At 74.9% G+C, this 15,581-nt stretch carries 17 protein-coding genes; 2 read left to right on the top strand and 15 right to left on the bottom strand.

Features of this window, described 5'->3' with window-relative positions; genetic code table 11:
* Nucleotides 1-92 precede the first annotated feature (92 nt).
* The 6 genes from ABD811_RS32220 to ABD811_RS32195 all read right to left on the bottom strand — a co-directional run bounded on the left by ABD811_RS32220 (nucleotide 93) and on the right by ABD811_RS32195 (nucleotide 5,129).
* Nucleotides 93-608, bottom strand: coding sequence for an SCO6045 C-terminal-like domain-containing protein (locus ABD811_RS32220; RefSeq protein WP_344955325.1), 516 nt, complete (start codon nucleotides 606-608; stop codon nucleotides 93-95).
* On the bottom strand, nucleotides 605-1,429 hold the full coding sequence (locus ABD811_RS32215; protein WP_344955323.1) for an MbnB/TglH/ChrH family RiPP precursor modification enzyme: 825 nt from the start codon (nucleotides 1,427-1,429) through the stop codon (nucleotides 605-607). Before ABD811_RS32215 ends, ABD811_RS32220 begins: the two co-directional genes overlap by 4 nt.
* On the bottom strand, nucleotides 1,426-2,370 hold the full coding sequence (locus ABD811_RS32210; protein WP_344955321.1) for a TIGR04222 domain-containing membrane protein: 945 nt from the start codon (nucleotides 2,368-2,370) through the stop codon (nucleotides 1,426-1,428). Before ABD811_RS32210 ends, ABD811_RS32215 begins: the two co-directional genes overlap by 4 nt.
* A gap of 119 nt (nucleotides 2,371-2,489) precedes the next feature.
* Nucleotides 2,490-3,128, bottom strand: a complete 639-nt coding sequence (locus ABD811_RS32205; RefSeq protein WP_344955553.1) for a response regulator — start codon at nucleotides 3,126-3,128, stop codon at nucleotides 2,490-2,492.
* A gap of 88 nt (nucleotides 3,129-3,216) precedes the next feature.
* On the bottom strand, nucleotides 3,217-4,389 hold the full coding sequence (macS, locus tag ABD811_RS32200) for a MacS family sensor histidine kinase (protein WP_344955319.1): 1,173 nt from the start codon (nucleotides 4,387-4,389) through the stop codon (nucleotides 3,217-3,219).
* Between the two features lie 23 nt (nucleotides 4,390-4,412).
* A complete protein-coding gene (locus ABD811_RS32195) occupies nucleotides 4,413-5,129 on the bottom strand; it encodes a lysophospholipid acyltransferase family protein (protein WP_344955317.1) in 717 nt (238 codons plus the stop codon).
* Nucleotides 5,130-5,459: 330 nt separating this feature from the next.
* Between ABD811_RS32195 and ABD811_RS32190 the strand changes: the two genes are divergently transcribed.
* Nucleotides 5,460-6,350 (top strand): hypothetical protein, encoded by an 891-nt coding sequence (locus ABD811_RS32190; protein ID WP_344955315.1) that lies wholly within the window; start codon nucleotides 5,460-5,462, stop codon nucleotides 6,348-6,350.
* Between the two features lie 46 nt (nucleotides 6,351-6,396).
* On the opposite strand, the gene ABD811_RS32185 is transcribed toward ABD811_RS32190, so the two are convergent.
* The 6 genes from ABD811_RS32185 to ABD811_RS32160 all read right to left on the bottom strand — a co-directional run bounded on the left by ABD811_RS32185 (nucleotide 6,397) and on the right by ABD811_RS32160 (nucleotide 10,675).
* Complete coding sequence (locus ABD811_RS32185; RefSeq protein ID WP_344955313.1) at nucleotides 6,397-7,107, bottom strand: endonuclease/exonuclease/phosphatase family protein; 711 nt, start codon at nucleotides 7,105-7,107, stop codon at nucleotides 6,397-6,399.
* Nucleotides 7,104-8,057: an ROK family glucokinase gene (locus tag ABD811_RS32180; protein ID WP_344955311.1), complete on the bottom strand. Its 954-nt coding sequence runs from the start codon at nucleotides 8,055-8,057 to the stop codon at nucleotides 7,104-7,106. The genes ABD811_RS32185 and ABD811_RS32180 overlap by 4 nt, the downstream gene beginning before the upstream one ends.
* A 50-nt stretch (nucleotides 8,058-8,107) precedes the next feature.
* On the bottom strand, nucleotides 8,108-8,575 hold the full coding sequence (locus ABD811_RS32175; protein ID WP_344955309.1) for a hypothetical protein: 468 nt from the start codon (nucleotides 8,573-8,575) through the stop codon (nucleotides 8,108-8,110).
* A 72-nt stretch (nucleotides 8,576-8,647) separates the two neighbouring features.
* Nucleotides 8,648-9,082, bottom strand: a complete 435-nt coding sequence (locus ABD811_RS32170) for an SRPBCC family protein (RefSeq protein ID WP_344955307.1) — start codon at nucleotides 9,080-9,082, stop codon at nucleotides 8,648-8,650.
* Nucleotides 9,083-9,145: 63 nt separating this feature from the next.
* Nucleotides 9,146-9,913, bottom strand: a complete 768-nt coding sequence (locus tag ABD811_RS32165) for a metallophosphoesterase family protein (RefSeq protein ID WP_344955305.1) — start codon at nucleotides 9,911-9,913, stop codon at nucleotides 9,146-9,148.
* 57 nt (nucleotides 9,914-9,970) lie between these two features.
* Nucleotides 9,971-10,675, bottom strand: a complete 705-nt coding sequence (locus tag ABD811_RS32160; RefSeq protein ID WP_344955303.1) for a copper homeostasis protein CutC — start codon at nucleotides 10,673-10,675, stop codon at nucleotides 9,971-9,973.
* Nucleotides 10,676-11,000: 325 nt separating this feature from the next.
* On the opposite strand from ABD811_RS32160, the gene ABD811_RS32155 reads away from it, so the two are divergent.
* Nucleotides 11,001-12,794, top strand: coding sequence for an AMP-dependent synthetase/ligase (locus ABD811_RS32155; RefSeq protein ID WP_344955301.1), 1,794 nt, complete (start codon nucleotides 11,001-11,003; stop codon nucleotides 12,792-12,794).
* 9 nt (nucleotides 12,795-12,803) lie between these two features.
* On the opposite strand, the gene ABD811_RS32150 is transcribed toward ABD811_RS32155, so the two are convergent.
* From ABD811_RS32150 to ABD811_RS32140, 3 genes are all read right to left on the bottom strand, one after another.
* Nucleotides 12,804-13,418, bottom strand: coding sequence for a GNAT family N-acetyltransferase (locus ABD811_RS32150; RefSeq protein ID WP_344955299.1), 615 nt, complete (start codon nucleotides 13,416-13,418; stop codon nucleotides 12,804-12,806).
* Between the two features lie 53 nt (nucleotides 13,419-13,471).
* Nucleotides 13,472-14,125 (bottom strand): SDR family oxidoreductase, encoded by a 654-nt coding sequence (locus ABD811_RS32145; RefSeq protein ID WP_344955297.1) that lies wholly within the window; start codon nucleotides 14,123-14,125, stop codon nucleotides 13,472-13,474.
* Nucleotides 14,126-14,274: 149 nt separating this feature from the next.
* Nucleotides 14,275-15,567, bottom strand: coding sequence for a DUF1996 domain-containing protein (locus ABD811_RS32140; RefSeq protein ID WP_344955295.1), 1,293 nt, complete (start codon nucleotides 15,565-15,567; stop codon nucleotides 14,275-14,277).
* Nucleotides 15,568-15,581: the final 14 nt, after the last annotated feature.

Below are 15,581 nucleotides of genomic sequence, written 5' to 3'. Positions count from 1 at the left end.
GGAGCCGACCGGCGCGCCGGGGCGCGCCGGCGGACGGCGTCATTGGTCTAGACCATAGCCGTTCGGCGGAGCCGCGTGGGCGGTTCGCCGGATCACCGGCGCGTACCTCTGCCCAGCACCCTCACCCGCCCCAGGAGCTGCACCGCGACGCCTCCGGGGACGCGCCGCACGGCGGCCCGGCGGCGCCTCGGCTCGCCCTGCCCGTCGTAGGCCCAGCGGGCCTCGGCGAGGGCCAGGTCGAGGGCCGCCTCCGGCGGCAGCTCGGCGCGGTGGGCGAGGGCGAAGTCCCACGCGTCGCGGACCGAGCCCCGGGTGGGACGCCCGGCCGCCCACGCGGCGAACACGCGCGGCCAGTCCGTCCCGTACGAGGCTGCCAGGATCGGCCACACCCGCGCCACTTCCCCCGCCCGTTTGCGCAGGATTCCATCGGCGGCGGCGCGGACGGCGGCGGCGTCGAAGCCGCCGGGGACGGGCGCGCCGGCGGTCATGGCGCGCACCAGAGCCTCCTGGGCCGCCGCCAGCGCCGGATCGAAGTCCCCGGCCCCTCCGGGGTGACCGGCGGGCTCGGCGGGCTCTGGGTGGCCGGCGGGTTCGGCCTGACGGGTCACGTGACGCGCTCCATCCCGGCGGCGTCGGCGATCGCGTCCAGCTCGGCGCGCAGCTCGGCGGCCGGCGGGTAGCGGCCGTCGCGTTCCAGCAGCAGGCCGGGCGGGCGGTGCCGGGCGCACAGCTCGGCCACCAGGTCGACGACCTCGCCGGGCACCGGCGCGGTGTGGGTGTCGTGGTAGCGGCCGTCGTGCTCGGCGCCGCCCGCGACGTGGCAGTACGCGACGCGTTCGAGGGGCAGCCGATCGAACAGCGCGACGGGGTCCTCGCCGCGGTTGCGGGCGTTGGCGTAGACGTTGGCGACGTCGAGCAGCAGCAGGACGCCGGTGCGCTCCACCAGCTCGGTGAGGAAGGCGCCCTCGTCGTACTCGGCGTCCGGCCAGTCGAACAGCGCGGCGATCGGCTCGACGGCCAGCGGCACGGGCAGTTCGGCGCGGGTGCGCCGGATGTTGGCGGTGAGGGCGTCCAGTGCGGCGCGGGTGCGCGGCACCGGCAGCAGGTGGCCCGCCTCGATGCCGCCCGCGCGCACGAACGCCACGTGCTCGCTGACCAGCGGGGACCCGAGGGCCTCGGCGCACGCGGCCAGGTGCGCGACGCGTTCGGGCGCGACGGGCTCGGCGCCGCCGAGCGACAGCTTCACCCCGTGCGGGACGACGGCCACGCCGCGCTCGCGCAGGTCGAGCAGGTCACGGGGCGGATGCGCCGGGTGGACGCCCTCGGCGATCACTTCGGTGAAACGCAGCCCGGGAAGCTCCCGGACGAACGCGGTGATCTCGGGCCGCCAGCCGATGCCGACGCCCAGCGTGGTCAGGGCGGTGCTCATCCCCCGCATCCTCCGCAGCCGCCGCCGCAGCCGCCTCCACCGCAGCTGCTGCCGCCTCCACAGCTGCTGCTGCCCCCGCTACAGCCGCTGCCACCGCCGCCACCGCCCGCGGCGGCGCTCGTGCCGCTGCTCCGGACGATCTCCTCGGCGGTGGCGGCCTCCAGGAACCCGGGGGCCATGCCCACCAGCAGCACCGGGCCGAAGATCGCTACGCCGTAGGCCGCGGCCATGGAGCCGTAGGTGTCCCAGGCCGGGGACTGGGCCGGGTGCAGGTGCGCGTGACGCGCGGACGCCTCGGTCACCGCGCGCGCCCCGGCCCCCGTCCGGGTCAGCCGGTTGCGCGCGGCGGACAGCAGCACGACGATGAGGACGCCGAGCACGCTCAGCGTGAACAGCAGGAACAGGAACGGCTTGCCGTCGGCCATCCCCTGCGCCAGCCTCACCACACCGAGCCCCCACAGCAGGACCAGCGGCAGCACCGCCGCCCTGCGCAGCCGCCGCTCGCGGCGCCCGAGCAGCAGGCCGTCCCGGACGAGCCCGTCGGCCAGCGCGTCGACGGCGGCGGACACCCGCGGCTCGTACGGCAGGCTCCTCCAGCGCTGCACGCCGTCCTTGCCCTGGACCGTCTCGTACACGGCGTCGTCGAGCGGCGTGCCGTCGACCGGAGGACCGGCGATCCGCAGCCTGCCCTCCTCGGTCACCGCGATCGCGCCCTCGGCGTGCAGCCTGGCCAGCGCCGCCGTCGCCGCGCGCGAGCGGCCCTCGACCAGATACGCCACCTCGTAGGGGTGCGGGTCGCGCTCCGGTTCGCGGCCCCTCGCCAGCATCGAGCGAACGCACACGACGATGATGAACACCACGACCGTGGCGGGCAGGTACATCCCCCACAGGAAGACCGGCCCGGAAATCCCCCACGTGTCGCCTGCCGCAGTCAAGGGCACGTCACCCTCCCCTCGCCCCCGGGGCCACGCCCCTGGGAACCTCTGCCTCTATTGATGCGGCAAAGAGCGATTCGGTTTCGGGTCACGGGACACATTCGCGTGCCGTTTCGCCGCGGATGTCAGTCGTCCTGGTCCAGCCCCTTCTCGATGGCGTAGCGGACCAGCTCCACGCGGTTGTGCAGTTGCAGCTTGCCCAGGGTGTTCTGGACGTGGTTCTGCACCGTGCGGTGCGACAGGACGAGCCGCTGGGCGATCTGCTTGTACGTCAGCCCCTTGGCGACCAGCCGCAGCACCTCGGTCTCGCGTTCGGTCAGCCGGGGCGCGCCGTCGTCGGCGCGCCGGGCCGCGGACGCCAGGCGGCGGTACTCGCCCAGCACCAGCCCGGCCAGGCCGGGGGTGAACACCGCGTCGCCGTCGCCGGTGCGGCGCACCGCGTCCAGGAACTCCTCGCGCGCGGCGGACTTCAGCAGGTAGCCGGTGGCCCCGGCCTTGACCGCCTCCAGCACGTCCTGCTGCTCGCCGCTGGCCGACAGCACCAGGACCCGGACGGGCGGGTCGGCGGCGGCCAGGTGCCGGGTCACCTCGACGCCGCTGATGTCGGGCAGCTGCAGGTCGACCACCGCCACGTCCGGGCGGGCCGCGGCGGCGACGCGCACCGCGGTGCGGCCCTCCCCCGCCGTGGCGACCACGTCGTGACCGGCCTCGGCGAGGTCGCGGGCGACCGCGTCGCGCCACATCGGGTGGTCGTCGACGACCATCACCCGCAGCGGCCGGGGGGCGTCGGCGCCGTCGCCGGAGGGAACGGCGGGGGGAACGGCAGGGGGAACGTCGCTCACGCAGGCCACCCTACGGCCGGGGCCGCCGGTCCGGGGCGCGGGGAACGGTCATCTCGATCTCGGTGCCCTCGCCGGGCGCGGTGACGATGGCGACGGTGCCGCCCAGGTCGCGCACGCGTCCGCGGATGGACTGGGCGACGCCGAGACGGCCGTCGGCGGCGGCCCGCTCCAGCCGTCCCTCGGGGATGCCGGGGCCGTCGTCGCGGACGCTCACGGTCACCTCGTCGTCGCCGTCCTCCACCAGGACCCAGGCGCGCACGCCGTCGCCGCCGTGCCGGCGGACGTTGTCCAGCGCCGCCGCGACGGCCGCCTCGATCTCGTGCGCGGCGTGCGCGGCCAGCGGCACGGGCGTGGCCGGGGTGGACACGGTGACCGACGCCGCCGAGTGCGCGGTCAGCAGCGGGCGCAGATCCGTCTGCTCGCCCCGGTGCCCGGTCTCGGCCGCGGGCGGGGAGACGCCGATCAGCGCGCGCAGGGCGGCCTCCTGCTCGCCGGCCAGCCGTCCCAGCTCGGCGGCCTCCCCGCCGAGCTCGCCGCCGCGGCGCTTGACCATCGCCAGGACCTGCAGCACCGAGTCGTGGATGCGGCGGGCGAGCCGTTCCCGCTCGCGCGTGGCGGCCTCCATCTCCACCGCGCGGGCCAGCCGCGCCTCGGCGTCGCGGGCCAGCTTCACCACGTGCCCGACGACGAGCCCGGCCATGAGCAGCAGCACGATGCCGTTGAACGTCCGGTCGCCGAGCCCGCCGGCCGTCCCGGCCAGCACGTGGATCAGCAGGTCGCCGACGCCGAGCGCGACGGCCGCGGTCAGCCCCAGCCGCTTGCCGCCCCGCACGGCCCACGACAGCACCGCCGCCGCGACCCACGAGACCGGGAGGGTGGGACGGCCCGCGGCGATGCCCTCGGGGCTCTCCACCCACACGGTCGCCAGCAGGCATCCCATCGCCACCGCCAGGTCGGCGGCCAGAAGCGGCCAGCCGCGGCGCCGGGGGTCGGCGAAGGCGAACGTGGCCCACGCCGTCCAGGCGGCCATCACCGCCAGCACCGCCCAGCCGCCCAGCGGACGCGCGTAGCCGCCCGAGTTCATGGCGATCAGCGTCGCGGCGTAGGCCAGCGCCAGCGCCCGGTAGACGGCGACCGCGCGCCACAGCGCGACCTCCAGGTCCACGGCGCGCCGGCCCGTCACCGCGCGTCGCTCCGCACCGCTCGTCACTCGTCGTCGTCTTCGGGACGCGGCGTCTTCCCGGCCATCTCCGCCTTGACCTCGGCGGCGTACCGGTCGACGTACTCCTGCCCGGACAGCTCCCGGATCGCCTGCATGATCTCGTCGGTGACCTTGCGCAGCACCTTCGGGTCGTCCTCGCCGCCGTAGTAGCGCGACAGGTCCAGCGGCTCGCCGAACCGCACGCCCGGGCGCACGCCCAGCCGCGGGTACGGCTGGCCGGACGGCATCAGCTCGAACGTGTTGATCATCGCCATGGGGATCACCGGCACCCGGGCCTGCAGCGCCAGCCGCGCCACGCCCGTCTTGCCCTTGTAGAGCCGGTTGTCGGGAGCCCGGGTGCCCTCGGGGTAGATGCCGAGCAGCTTGCCCTCGCGCAGGATGCGCAGCCCCGTCTGCAGGGCCTCCTCGGCGGCGCTGCCGCCGGTGCGGTCCACCGGCACCACCCCGACGCCGGTGAAGAAGCCCTTACTGATCAGGCCCTTGACGCCCTTGCCGGTGAAGTACTCGCGCTTGCCGATGAAGTAGATGGGACGCATCAGCGGCAGCGGGCCGAAGAAGTGGTCGGCGAACGACAGGTGGTTGGACACCAGCAGCGCGGGGCCGCGCTTGGGGACGTTGCGCATGCCCGAGTTCCTCGGCCGCCACACCAGGTACAGGATGGGCGAGAGCACGATCCTCAGCAGGATCCAGAACCAGAGCATGCCGCCACCTTCCTCCGGGACGGGTGCGCCGCCGCGCGGGCGCACCGGTCCGACCGACCGGGGATGATGCGACATCTTCCCATTCCCCGCGAGGGCTGCCCACACCGTCACCGCCTGCCCGGATCCTCGTGGCGGCGCGTAGTCTCGGCCGAGGAAATCCCGCCCGGGGGCTTGTCCGGCGCGGCGCAGCGAATACCGTGGGACACACGTTTCAAGGCGTCCGGACGCGCCGCCACCCCCGCGGGCGGTGCCGCCGGACACTCGTCACTGGGGGAGCGGAGGCCGTATGCCGGTGCCGTCGGTCACGCCGGAGTCCAAGGAGCCTGCCCCGTGAATCGCCGTGGCAATGGACTGTCAGCGGACGCCTACGCTCCGCTGGTCGATCTGGCCCCGCATCTGGCCGACGCGATGCTGACGGCGCTGCGGGAGGCCGGCGTGGCGGCGTACGCGGCCTCGGCGGCCCCGCCCGGCGAGCCCGCGGCCGAGCCCGCCGACCTGGACGGCCGGCTCGGCCGGGACGTGCTCGACCGGCTGTACGTGGACGTCGACATGAAGCCGACCGCCGAGACCGTGCTGCAGGCGCACCTGACCCGGCTGCGGGACGCGGGCGCCCGCGGCGACGGCGGCGACGGCCGTGAACCCGACGACCCGTCCCCCGGCGCGGCGCCGGGCGCCGCGGGCAAGGGCGGGGCGGGCGGCGGCACGCCGACCGCCACCGGCGACGCCCGCCCGGGCACGACCGCCGAACGCGACGAGGACGCCATCTGGGCCGAGATCGTCGCGGGCTTCGACACCGGTCCCGAGGACGGCACGACCCCCTGGCCCGAGCAGGAGGACATCCGCGACGAGCGCGCCGGCCCGCCCGCCGAGCCGGGCGAGGGCGACGACCGCACCGGACGGCTGCCGCGCGCCCGCGTGATCAAGGCCGCGGACGTGACCGAACCGGCGGCCGGCGGTTCCGCCGCCCCGAACCCCGACGACGAGGGGCACTTCGTCCCGCCGCCCCCGCCGCCGCTGCCCAACCCCGACCCGCTCACCAAGGGCGCCTGGGCGGCGCTGGTCGGCGGCCCGCTCTACCTGCTGGTCACGGTGGTGATGGACTGGCAGGTGCCCGGCTGGGCGGCGTTCCTGGCGGTGGCGGCGTTCATCGGCGGGTTCGTGACCCTGGTGCTGCGCATGGGCGACGAGCCCCGCGACCCCGACGACGGCGCCGTTGTCTGAAAGGCCCCCCGCGGCCGCCGTCGCGGCGGTGGTCGCGGCGGCGGGTTCAGACGAGGCGTAGTTCGGCGAGGACGGGGCGGTGGTCGGTGGCCGCGGCGTAGTCGGCGGTGACCGCCGGGTCGTCCGGGACGCCGCACGACACGACCTCGACGCCCGGGTCGGTGAACACGCCGTCGATGCGCCTGCGGGGCGAGCGCGCCGAGAAGGTGAGCTCCTCCCCCTTGGGCGCGGCGGCGTAGGCGTCCTGGAACGCGCCGGTGAGCAGGTTCCAGGACGCGCCGCCGGGCTCCTCGTTGATGTCGCCGGCCAGCACCACGGGCGCGTCGTAGCGTCGCCGGGCACGTTCCAGCAGCGTCAGCACCTCGGCCGTGTGCACGCGGCGCGGCTCGTCCGCCAGGTCCAGATGCGTGCTGGCGGCGATGAGCCGCCCGCCGGACCCGACCTCCAGCACCGCCACCGCCAGCCCGCGCCGGTGCAGGCCCGGCACGGGCGACAGCAGGTGGTGCTCCCCGCGCACGACCCGCGCGCGGGGCCCGGCCAGCACCGCCAGGCCGGCGGGACGCCGCCCCGCCGCGACGGTCAGCCCGCAGCCGCGGGCCAGGCGCCGCCGCTTGCCTCGCCACCCCCAGAACCGCGGCACCTCCTGCAGGCACGCCGCGTCCGGCTCCAGGGCGCGCACGACCCGCGTCACGGCGGCGGGGTCGTCGCGCAGCGAGCGAATGTTGTAGCTGAGGATCCGGACCGTTCCGACGCTCACAGGGGGTCGGTACGGGCGAGGTCGGCGGCGCCGACGATGCCCGCCGCCGACCCCAGCTCGGCGATGCGGATGTCGGGCAGCGGGCGGTGGCCGCGCCCGGTCAGCGCGTTCTGGAACGCCTCCCGGGTCGGGTCCAGCAGCAGGTCGCCCGCGTCCGACAGGCCGCCGCCGATGATGAACGCACCCGGGTCGAGGATGGCGGACAGGTCGGCCAGGCCCTGACCCGCCCACCTGGCGACGGTGCGGAAGCACTCCAGCGCCGCCTTGTCGCCCTCCCGCGCCGCCTGGGTGATCTCCGGGCCGCTGATGCCCTCCGGGCTGCCCTCGCCGAGCTCCAGCAGCCGCCCGGCCATCGCCGGGGCGACCCGGGCCAGCTCGCGGGCCTCGTGCACCAGCGCGTTGCCGCTGGCGTACTGCTCCCAGCAGCCGCGGTTGCCGCAGCCGCAGCGGCGCCCGTCCGGCACCACCCGGAAGTGCCCGACCTCGGCGCCGATACCGAAGCGGCCCCGGTACAGCTCGCCGTTGAAGATGATGCCGCCGCCGATGCCGGTGCCCAGCGTGATCAGGACGATGAAGTCGTGCCCGCGCCCGGCGCCGTACCGGGCCTCGCCCCAGGCGGTGGCGTTGCCGTCGTTCTCCACCACCACCGGCAGCCCGACCAGGTTCTCGACCTTGTCCTTGATGGGCTCGTCGCGCCAGGCCAGGTTCGGCGCGAACAGCACGGTCGAGCGGGTCTCGTCGACGAAGCCCGCCGTGCCGAGGCCCACCGCCCGGACGTCCTCGAACTTGCCCTTCAGCAGGTCGACGACCTCGGCGATGACGTCGGCGATCTCCTTGGGGTCGGTGGAGGGGGTGGGTCGCCGCACCTTCTCCAGGATCCGCCCCCCGTCGTCGACCACCCCGGCGGCGACCTTCGTCCCGCCCACATCCACGCCGATGGTCAGGGCCATCTACCCTTCCTCCTCCTCGCGGCGCCCCGGACGGGGAGCCCGTCCGCGCCCTAGCCGATGTCGATGGGGTCCGCGGCGGCGCCGCGCCCCGACCCGCGGGCGTCCGGGCCCGTCCGCCCGCCGCGGGTGCGTTCGAACGCCGCCAGCACGTCCAGCGCCGCGGCCATCAGGGAGCGGCCCGCCTCCCGCACGTGCTCGGCCACGTCCGGGCCGGATTCGCGGGCCAGCGCGATGGCGCGGCAGACCGGGCAATCCTGGCACTCCGGAGCGCCGGTGGCGATCCGCGGGGGCCGGTGCGGCGCGTGCCGCTCCTCCTCCCGCGCCTCGGCGGTGGCGCGGGCCCACACGTCCCCGCCGTCACCGCTGTCGTCGCCGTGGTCGCTGTGATCGGGGCGGACGTCGCGGCGGTCGTCGCGGGGCGCGCCGCCGAACACGTCACCGAACCCGCCGACCCGCCTGCGCAGCGCGTCGAAGAGCCGCACCGCCTCGTCGAGGACGTCGCCTGGCTGCTCGTTCATGACTGACATTTTCCACGGTCGCCGGACGTGAACGCATCGCCGTCCCGTCCGGGACGGCGATGCGCCTCCGGGTCAGCCCTCCACGTGCCGCTTGAGGCCCTTGAGCGCCGAGTCGATGATCCGCTTCTCGGCCTTGCGCCGCACCATGCCGATCATCGGTACCCGCACGTCGACGGCCAGTTCGTAGGTGACCTCGGTGCCGCCGTCCTCCTCGGTGAGCAGGTACGAGCCGTGCAGCCCGGTGACCACGCCGCCCTGCTCCACCAGCTCCCAGCGCACCCGCTCGTCGCCCTCCCACCGGTAGGACAGGCCGACGGTGTCGCTGAACGGGCCGCCGTCGAAGGTCAGCCGGGCCAGGCTCGCCCGCCCGTCCGGCCCGGTCTCCTGCACCGTGAACTCGCGGATGCCGCTCGCCCAGCGCGGATAGGACTCCAGATCGGCGATCACCGCCATGACCTCGGCCCGGTCGGCCTTGATCGTGATGGAAGAACTCGTCCGGTCCGCCATCGCTGTCTTCCTCCGCCTCGTCAGCCGCGGGGCCCCCGCCCGCGGGTCCACCGAAAGTATCCGTCACACCGACAGCGCGTAGGGCACCCCGCTGGCCCGGAAGTGACCGACGTTGACGCACTCGGTGCGGCCCACGCGGATGCGCCGCGCGAGCGGCTGGTGAACGTGCCCGAACAGAACGTAGCGCGGCTGGGTGTCCCTGATCAGCTCGAGGACGGCCTCGCTGCCGCGTTCGAACCGGCGGGCCACGGTGTCGTACAGCAGCTCCGGCACCGCCGGGGGGATGTGGCAGCACAGCACGTCCACCTGCCCCACCGCGGCGACCTTGGCGGCGTAGGCGTCGTCGTCCAGCTCGTAGGGGGTGCGGTACTCGGTGCGCAGCCCGCCCCCGACGAACCCGAACCGCAGCCCGCCGATCTCCACGGTCTCCCCGTCCAGCACCCGGTGCCCGTCGCGCGCGTACTCGGCCCACATGTGCGGCAGGTCGACGTTGCCGTAGGTGAGGTAGGCGGGCGTCGGCATGGCCGCGAACAGCTCGGCGTACTGCCTGCGGACGGCGCGTTCGATGTGCGGCCAGGCGCCGCCGTCCAGGGAGTCCCACATCGTCCGGGAGAACGCCCGCGCCTCGTCGAAGCGCTTCTGCGTGCGCAGCGCGATGAGGTGGTCGGCGTTGCGCCGGCCGAACAGCTCCGCGAAGATGCCCTGCGCGTGGTCGGAGTAGTCGATGAACAGGATCAGATCGCCGAGGCAGATGAGCGCGTCCGCGCCGTCCCCCGCGCGTCTGAGGGCGTCCGCGCGGCCGTGGACGTCGCTCACCACGTGGATCCGCATGAGCCGACTTTAGAGGCGCCGCCGTCCGCGCGCGAGACGGGATCATGCTCTCCCGGATCACGCGTCCCGGGGGCGCGCCGCGGACACCAGGGCGCGCCACTCGGCGACCAGGCCGGGGTCGACGGGACGGTCCCAGGACCCGTCGGGCCGCACCGCGGTGCCCACGTGGAAGGCGGTGACGCCCGCGGCGGCCAGCGGGGCGACGTGCCGGCGGCGCAGCCCGCCGCCCGCCATGATCAGGGACGCGGCGTCCGGGCCCTCGGCGGCCCGCCGCACCAGCACGTCCAGCCCGGCGTCCACGCCGCGGGGCGAGCCCGCGGTCAGCACCGTGTCCGGCCCGCCGTGCGCCTCCCGCAGCGTCCGCCAGGCCGCGGCCGGGTCGGCGGCGTGGTCGATCGCGCGGTGGAACGTCCAGGGCAGCGGGCCCGCGGCCGCCGCCAGCTTGCCGGTCGCTCCCAGGTCGAGGTGGCCGAACGGGTCGAGGAACCCCAGCACGAAGCCGTCGGCGCCGCAGTCGCGCAGCCGCCGCGCGGTCTCCACCAGCCGCGACAGCTCGCGTCCGGTGGTGCCGAACCCGGCGTTGGCGCGCAGCATCACCCGCATCGGCAGGGTCGTGGCGCGCCGCGCCTCGGCCACGACGTGAGGATCGGGGGTCAGGCCGTCGGCGGCCATGTCGGCCACCATCTCGACGCGGTCGGCGCCGCCCTCCTGCGCGGCGCGCGCGTCGGCCGCGGTCAGTGCGATCACTTCGAGCAGCGCCATCGCCCCGCCCCCGTCCCGGCTTGCGTGCGGTCGCGTCTCACCTGGTCAGCGTAGGCGAGCGAAGATGCGCGCGAACGGCGTGCGGCGCGGCCTTTGCCGGTCTGTTAACCACGGCCCCGCCGGACCCGGCGCCGCGCTTACGGCACCTCGAACGAAGGGTGACGTGCGCCTCGACGGGCGTTTTCCTACTCGCGGGTATCCTTTGGGTCGGTCAAGCCTGTACCGTCGTGCCCGCCGACCCGCAGAATTCCGACCCGCGAACACCTTCGATCCGAGCGGATCGATCCGCACCAACGCACCCGCACAGTTCGACCGAGGAGTGGCCGTGCGCGAGTTCAGCGTCCCCGCGATGGTGGAGGTCCCCGGCTCCACCAACCTGACCGACGCACCGTTCTCCCGGGCCGCCGAGCGGCCCGGCCAGATCATGCTCCGGCGCAGGGACGGCGCGTCCTGGCGCGCGGTCACCGCCCGGGAGTTCGCCGACGAGGTGACCCGGCTCGCCAAGGGCCTGGTGGCGGCGGGCGTGGAGCCCGGCGACCGGGTGGCGCTGATGTCGCGCACCCGCTACGAGTGGACGCTGATCGACTACGCCGTCTGGGCGGCGGGCGCGGTGACCGTGCCGATCTACGAGACGTCCTCCGCCGAACAGGTCGAGTGGATCGTCGGCGACTCGGGCGCCGTCTGCGTGTTCGCCGAGACCGACGCCCACCGCGCGACGATCGAGGAGGTCCGGGACCGGCTCCCGGGCCTCTCGCACGTCTGGGTGATCGACGACGGCGGCGTCGACGCCGTGGCCGCGCTGGGCGAGGACGTCGACGACGCGGTGGTCGAGGAGCGCCGCCGGTCCCGCACGTCCGACGACGTGGCCACCCTCGTCTACACCTCCGGCACCACCGGCCGTCCCAAGGGCTGCGAGCTGACCCACGGCAACCTGGTGCTGACCGCGCGCAACGCCGTGCAGGGCGCGATCTCCGAGATCACCGTGGCCGGCAGCTCGACGCTGCTGTTCCTGCCGCTGGCGCACGTGTTCGCCCGGCTGATCCAGGTCGCCACCATCGAGGGCGGGATCGTCCTCGGGCACAGCGACATCGCGGGCCTGCTGCCCGACCTGGCCTCGTTCCAGCCGACGTTCCTGCTGGCCGTGCCGCGCGTGTTCGAGAAGGTCTACAACGGCGCCGAGCAGAAGGCCATCGCCGAGGGCAAGGGGAAGATCTTCAAGGCGGCCGCCGACACCGCCATCGCCTACAGCCGGGCGCTGCAGGACGGCGGCGCGCCCGGGCTGGGCCTGCGGCTGCGGCACAAGGTGTTCGACGTGCTGGTGTACGGCAAGCTGCGGGCGGCCGTCGGCGGCAGGGTGCAGTACGCCGTGTCCGGCGGCGCCGCCCTCGGCGAACGGCTCGGCCACTTCTTCCGCGGGGTGGGCATCACCATCCTGGAGGGCTACGGCCTGACCGAGACCACCGCGCCCGCGACGGTCAACCGGCCCACCGCGTTGCGCGTCGGCACGGTCGGGCAGCCGATCCCCGGCGTCACGGTCCGCATCGCCGACGACGGCGAGGTGCTGGTCAAGGGCGTCAACATCCTGCACGGCTACTGGAACAACGAGGCCGCCACCAAGGAGGCCCTGGACGACGGCTGGTTCCACACCGGCGACCTGGGCGCGCTCGACGACGACGGCTTCCTGCGCATCACCGGCCGCAAGAAGGAGATCCTGGTGACCGCGGCGGGCAAGAACGTCGCGCCCGCCCCGCTGGAGGACCGGCTGCGCGCGCATCCGCTGGTCAGCCAGTGCCTGGTGGTCGGCGACGGCCGCAAGTTCATCAGCGCGCTGATCACGCTGGACGAGGAGGCGCTCGGCCCCTGGAAGGAGCGGCACGGCAAGCCCGCGGGCATGACGCTGGACGAGCTGCGCCGCGACCCCGACGTGATCGCCGAGATCGACGCGGCGGTCGCCGAGGCCAACAAGGCCGTCTCGCACGCCGAGGCGATCAAGAAGTACCGCATCCTCGGCGTCGACTTCACCGAGGAGGCCGGGCACATGACGCCCAGCCTCAAGGTCCGCCGCCACGCCGTGATGAAGGACTTCGCCCAGGAGATCGACGCCCTCTACGGCGGCTGATCCGGTCGCTCAGCCGGTGCCGCGGCCGAGGTAGGTCAGCGGCCCCGGGTCGGCGATCGGGATCTCGTGGAATCCGAGCCGGTCGTAGAAGGCGCGGGCCGCGGTGTTGGCCGTGACCATCCCCAGGTGGACGGCCGGGACGTTCCGGCGTCGCAGCGCGTCCAGGAAGGCGCGCATCAGGGCGCGGCCGTGCCCCTGCCGCTGGTGATCGGGCAGCAGGTCGATGTGCAGGTGGGCCGGATAGGCCTCCAGTCCGGGCACCAGCATGCGCTCGGGGTCGTGCATCAGCTCGATCATGGCGTCGCTGGGCGTCACCGGCGGCCCGCTGGGGGCGGGGTAGCGCTCCACCAGCGTCGGCAGCCACGAGGCCCGGTACTCCTTGACGAACGCGGCGGTGTCGGCCGTGCCGACGATGTAGCCGACCGCGCGTTCGCCGTCGTCCAGCACGAAGGCCAGCTCCGGTTCGAGGTGCACGTACGGGCCGGCGAAGATGCTCGGCATCAGTTCGAGGTCGGGGTAGACGTGCCGCGAATCCCCTCCCTCGTGGGCGGTGCGCACGCAGACGTCGTAGACGGCGTCGCGGTCGCCGGGGCGGTAGGGCCGGATGACGGGTGTAGGGCTCACGGCCCCATCATGGAGCGCGTGGGAGCGCTCCCACAAGTCTCTTCCGCCCGCTGTCACAAGGCGGCGACGGCTTCGGCGACGGGGACGTCGCCGCCCACCAGCTCCAGGGTGCGGTGGTTGACGGACGGGGCGTCCAGCAGCGCCACGATCACGGCGGCGACGTCGTCGCGGGTGACGTCGCCGCGGCCGACGGGCGGCTCGGCCAGGGTGACGCGGCCGGTGCCGGGGTCGTCGGTGAGCCGTCCTGGACGCAGGATCACCCAGTCCAGGTCGCGGGCGCGCAGGTCGTCCTCGGCCTCCCCCTTGGCCCTGACGTAGGCGGCCCAGACCTCGTCGGTGCCCGGACGCGGCGGCTGCCCCGCCCCCATCGAGGAGATCTGGACGAACCGGCGGATCCCCATGCGCTCGGCGGCGTCGGCCATCAGGACCGAGGCGGCCCGGTCGACGGTGTCCTTGCGGGCGGCGCCGCTGCCCGGCCCGGCCCCGGCGGCGAACACGACCGCGTCGGCGCCGTCGGCGCGGCGGGCGACCTCCGCCGCGCCCGCGTGCTCCAGGTCGCACACGACGGGTTCGGCGCCCGCGGCCTGCACGTCGCCGGCGTGGTCGGGGTTGCGGATCAGGGACCGCACCCGGTCCCCCCGCGCGGCCAGCAGCCGCGCCAGCCGCAGTGCGATCTTCCCGTGGCCTCCCGCGATCACAACGTCCATGTCGCCGATCCTAAGGCGGGCGCGCCCGCCGCACCCCCGGCGCCCCGGACCGGCCGCGCCTCGCCGCGCCCGTACAACGCGGGCACGGCCGGTGAGGGTGCGCCGGAAGACCTGTCCCCACCGGCCGTGCGTCCGGGGGCGGACGCCGGCTAGGAGCAGTTGCGTCCGCTGTTGATGCAGTTGACGACGGTCCGCATCAGGTTGTCGGGCATGACGTTGGCGAAGTCGGCGTGGTCGGTCACCGGATCGTGGGCCTGCTCGGGGAACGAGTCCACGGCGAACGCCTCCGCCCGGTTGGGCAGGTCGTACCGCAGCGTCATGCGCAGCTGCGGGATGGCCCGGGTGCCGGGCGGGCAGGCGCCGGCCTGGTCGGGGAACACCACGTGCGTGCGGTGGTTGGCGCTGTCGGTGTTCTGGCCGTCCCAGCAGCTGGGGAACTCCAGGATGCGGGTCACCTGGCTGTCGCCGGGGCACAGCGGGTACTTGTCGGTGAACGCGCGGTTCTCCTGGCCGGAGCAGGTCCACAGGGCGCGGGCGTTGGCGGTGCCGTTGGTGCCCGCCTTGGCGTCGCCGGTGATGATCCGCAGGAAGCGCGGCATGGCGACGACCCTGCTGCGCGCGTTGCCGCGGAACTCCATCCGCGCCTGCGCCGGCCGGACGATCCTGCCCAGGTTGCCGTCGGCGGTGCTCTGCGCCGCGGTCGGAGAGTCGTCCTGCTGGGCGCGGTCGCGCATCACGGGCCAGAAGTAGGTGGACTTGTCTCCCCGGGCGCAGGTGGTGCCCGCCGCGGCCAGGCTCTCGTCGGTCGACTGCCCGTCGGTCGACAGGTTGCCCACGTAGTCGTGGGTGTGCTGGGCGCCGTTCTGCACGCCGGGCGCCACGATGAAGTTGTCGGGGTTGTGGTGGTTGTTCTGGTTGGTTCCGCAGCGCGACACGAACGTCCCACGCGAGCCGTTGCGTCCGGCACGGGGCTGGGCGCGTCGCGGCGCCTGCGCGATCGGGACGAAGTCGTCGGCGTTCGGCCCCGGGACGACGCCCTGCTGCTGCCCCTGCCCCTGGTTCTGGCCCTGCCCCTGGTTCTGGCCCTGCCCCTGGTTCTGGCCTTGACCTTGGTCCTGGCCGCCCTGCTGCTGGCCCTGGCCGCCTTGGTTCTGGCCTTGGCCGTCCTGGCCTTGGCCGTCCTGGCCCTGCCCACCTTGCTCCTGGCCGTCCTGGCCGCCCGGAGCCTGGCCGCCCGGAGCCTGCTGTCCCGGGGCCTGCGGCCCGGGGGGCCGGCCGCCGCCGGTTCCGGCGTCGCCGTTCCCCTGGCCGTCTCCGGGGTCGCCGGGCGCGGCCGCGGCGAGGGGTTCGGCGGGCGCCGCCCAGGCCGCGGGCTGGGCGACCGAGGCCGCCACCAGCAGGGCGGCCGGGACGACCACGGCGATGCCTTTCTTCTTGCGCATTAGAGATCTCCCTT

The sequence above is a fragment of the Actinomadura miaoliensis genome (assembly GCF_039536785.1).
GTDB lineage: Bacteria > Actinomycetota > Actinomycetes > Streptosporangiales > Streptosporangiaceae > Spirillospora > Spirillospora miaoliensis.
This window is presented reverse-complemented; position numbering and strand designations above follow the sequence as displayed.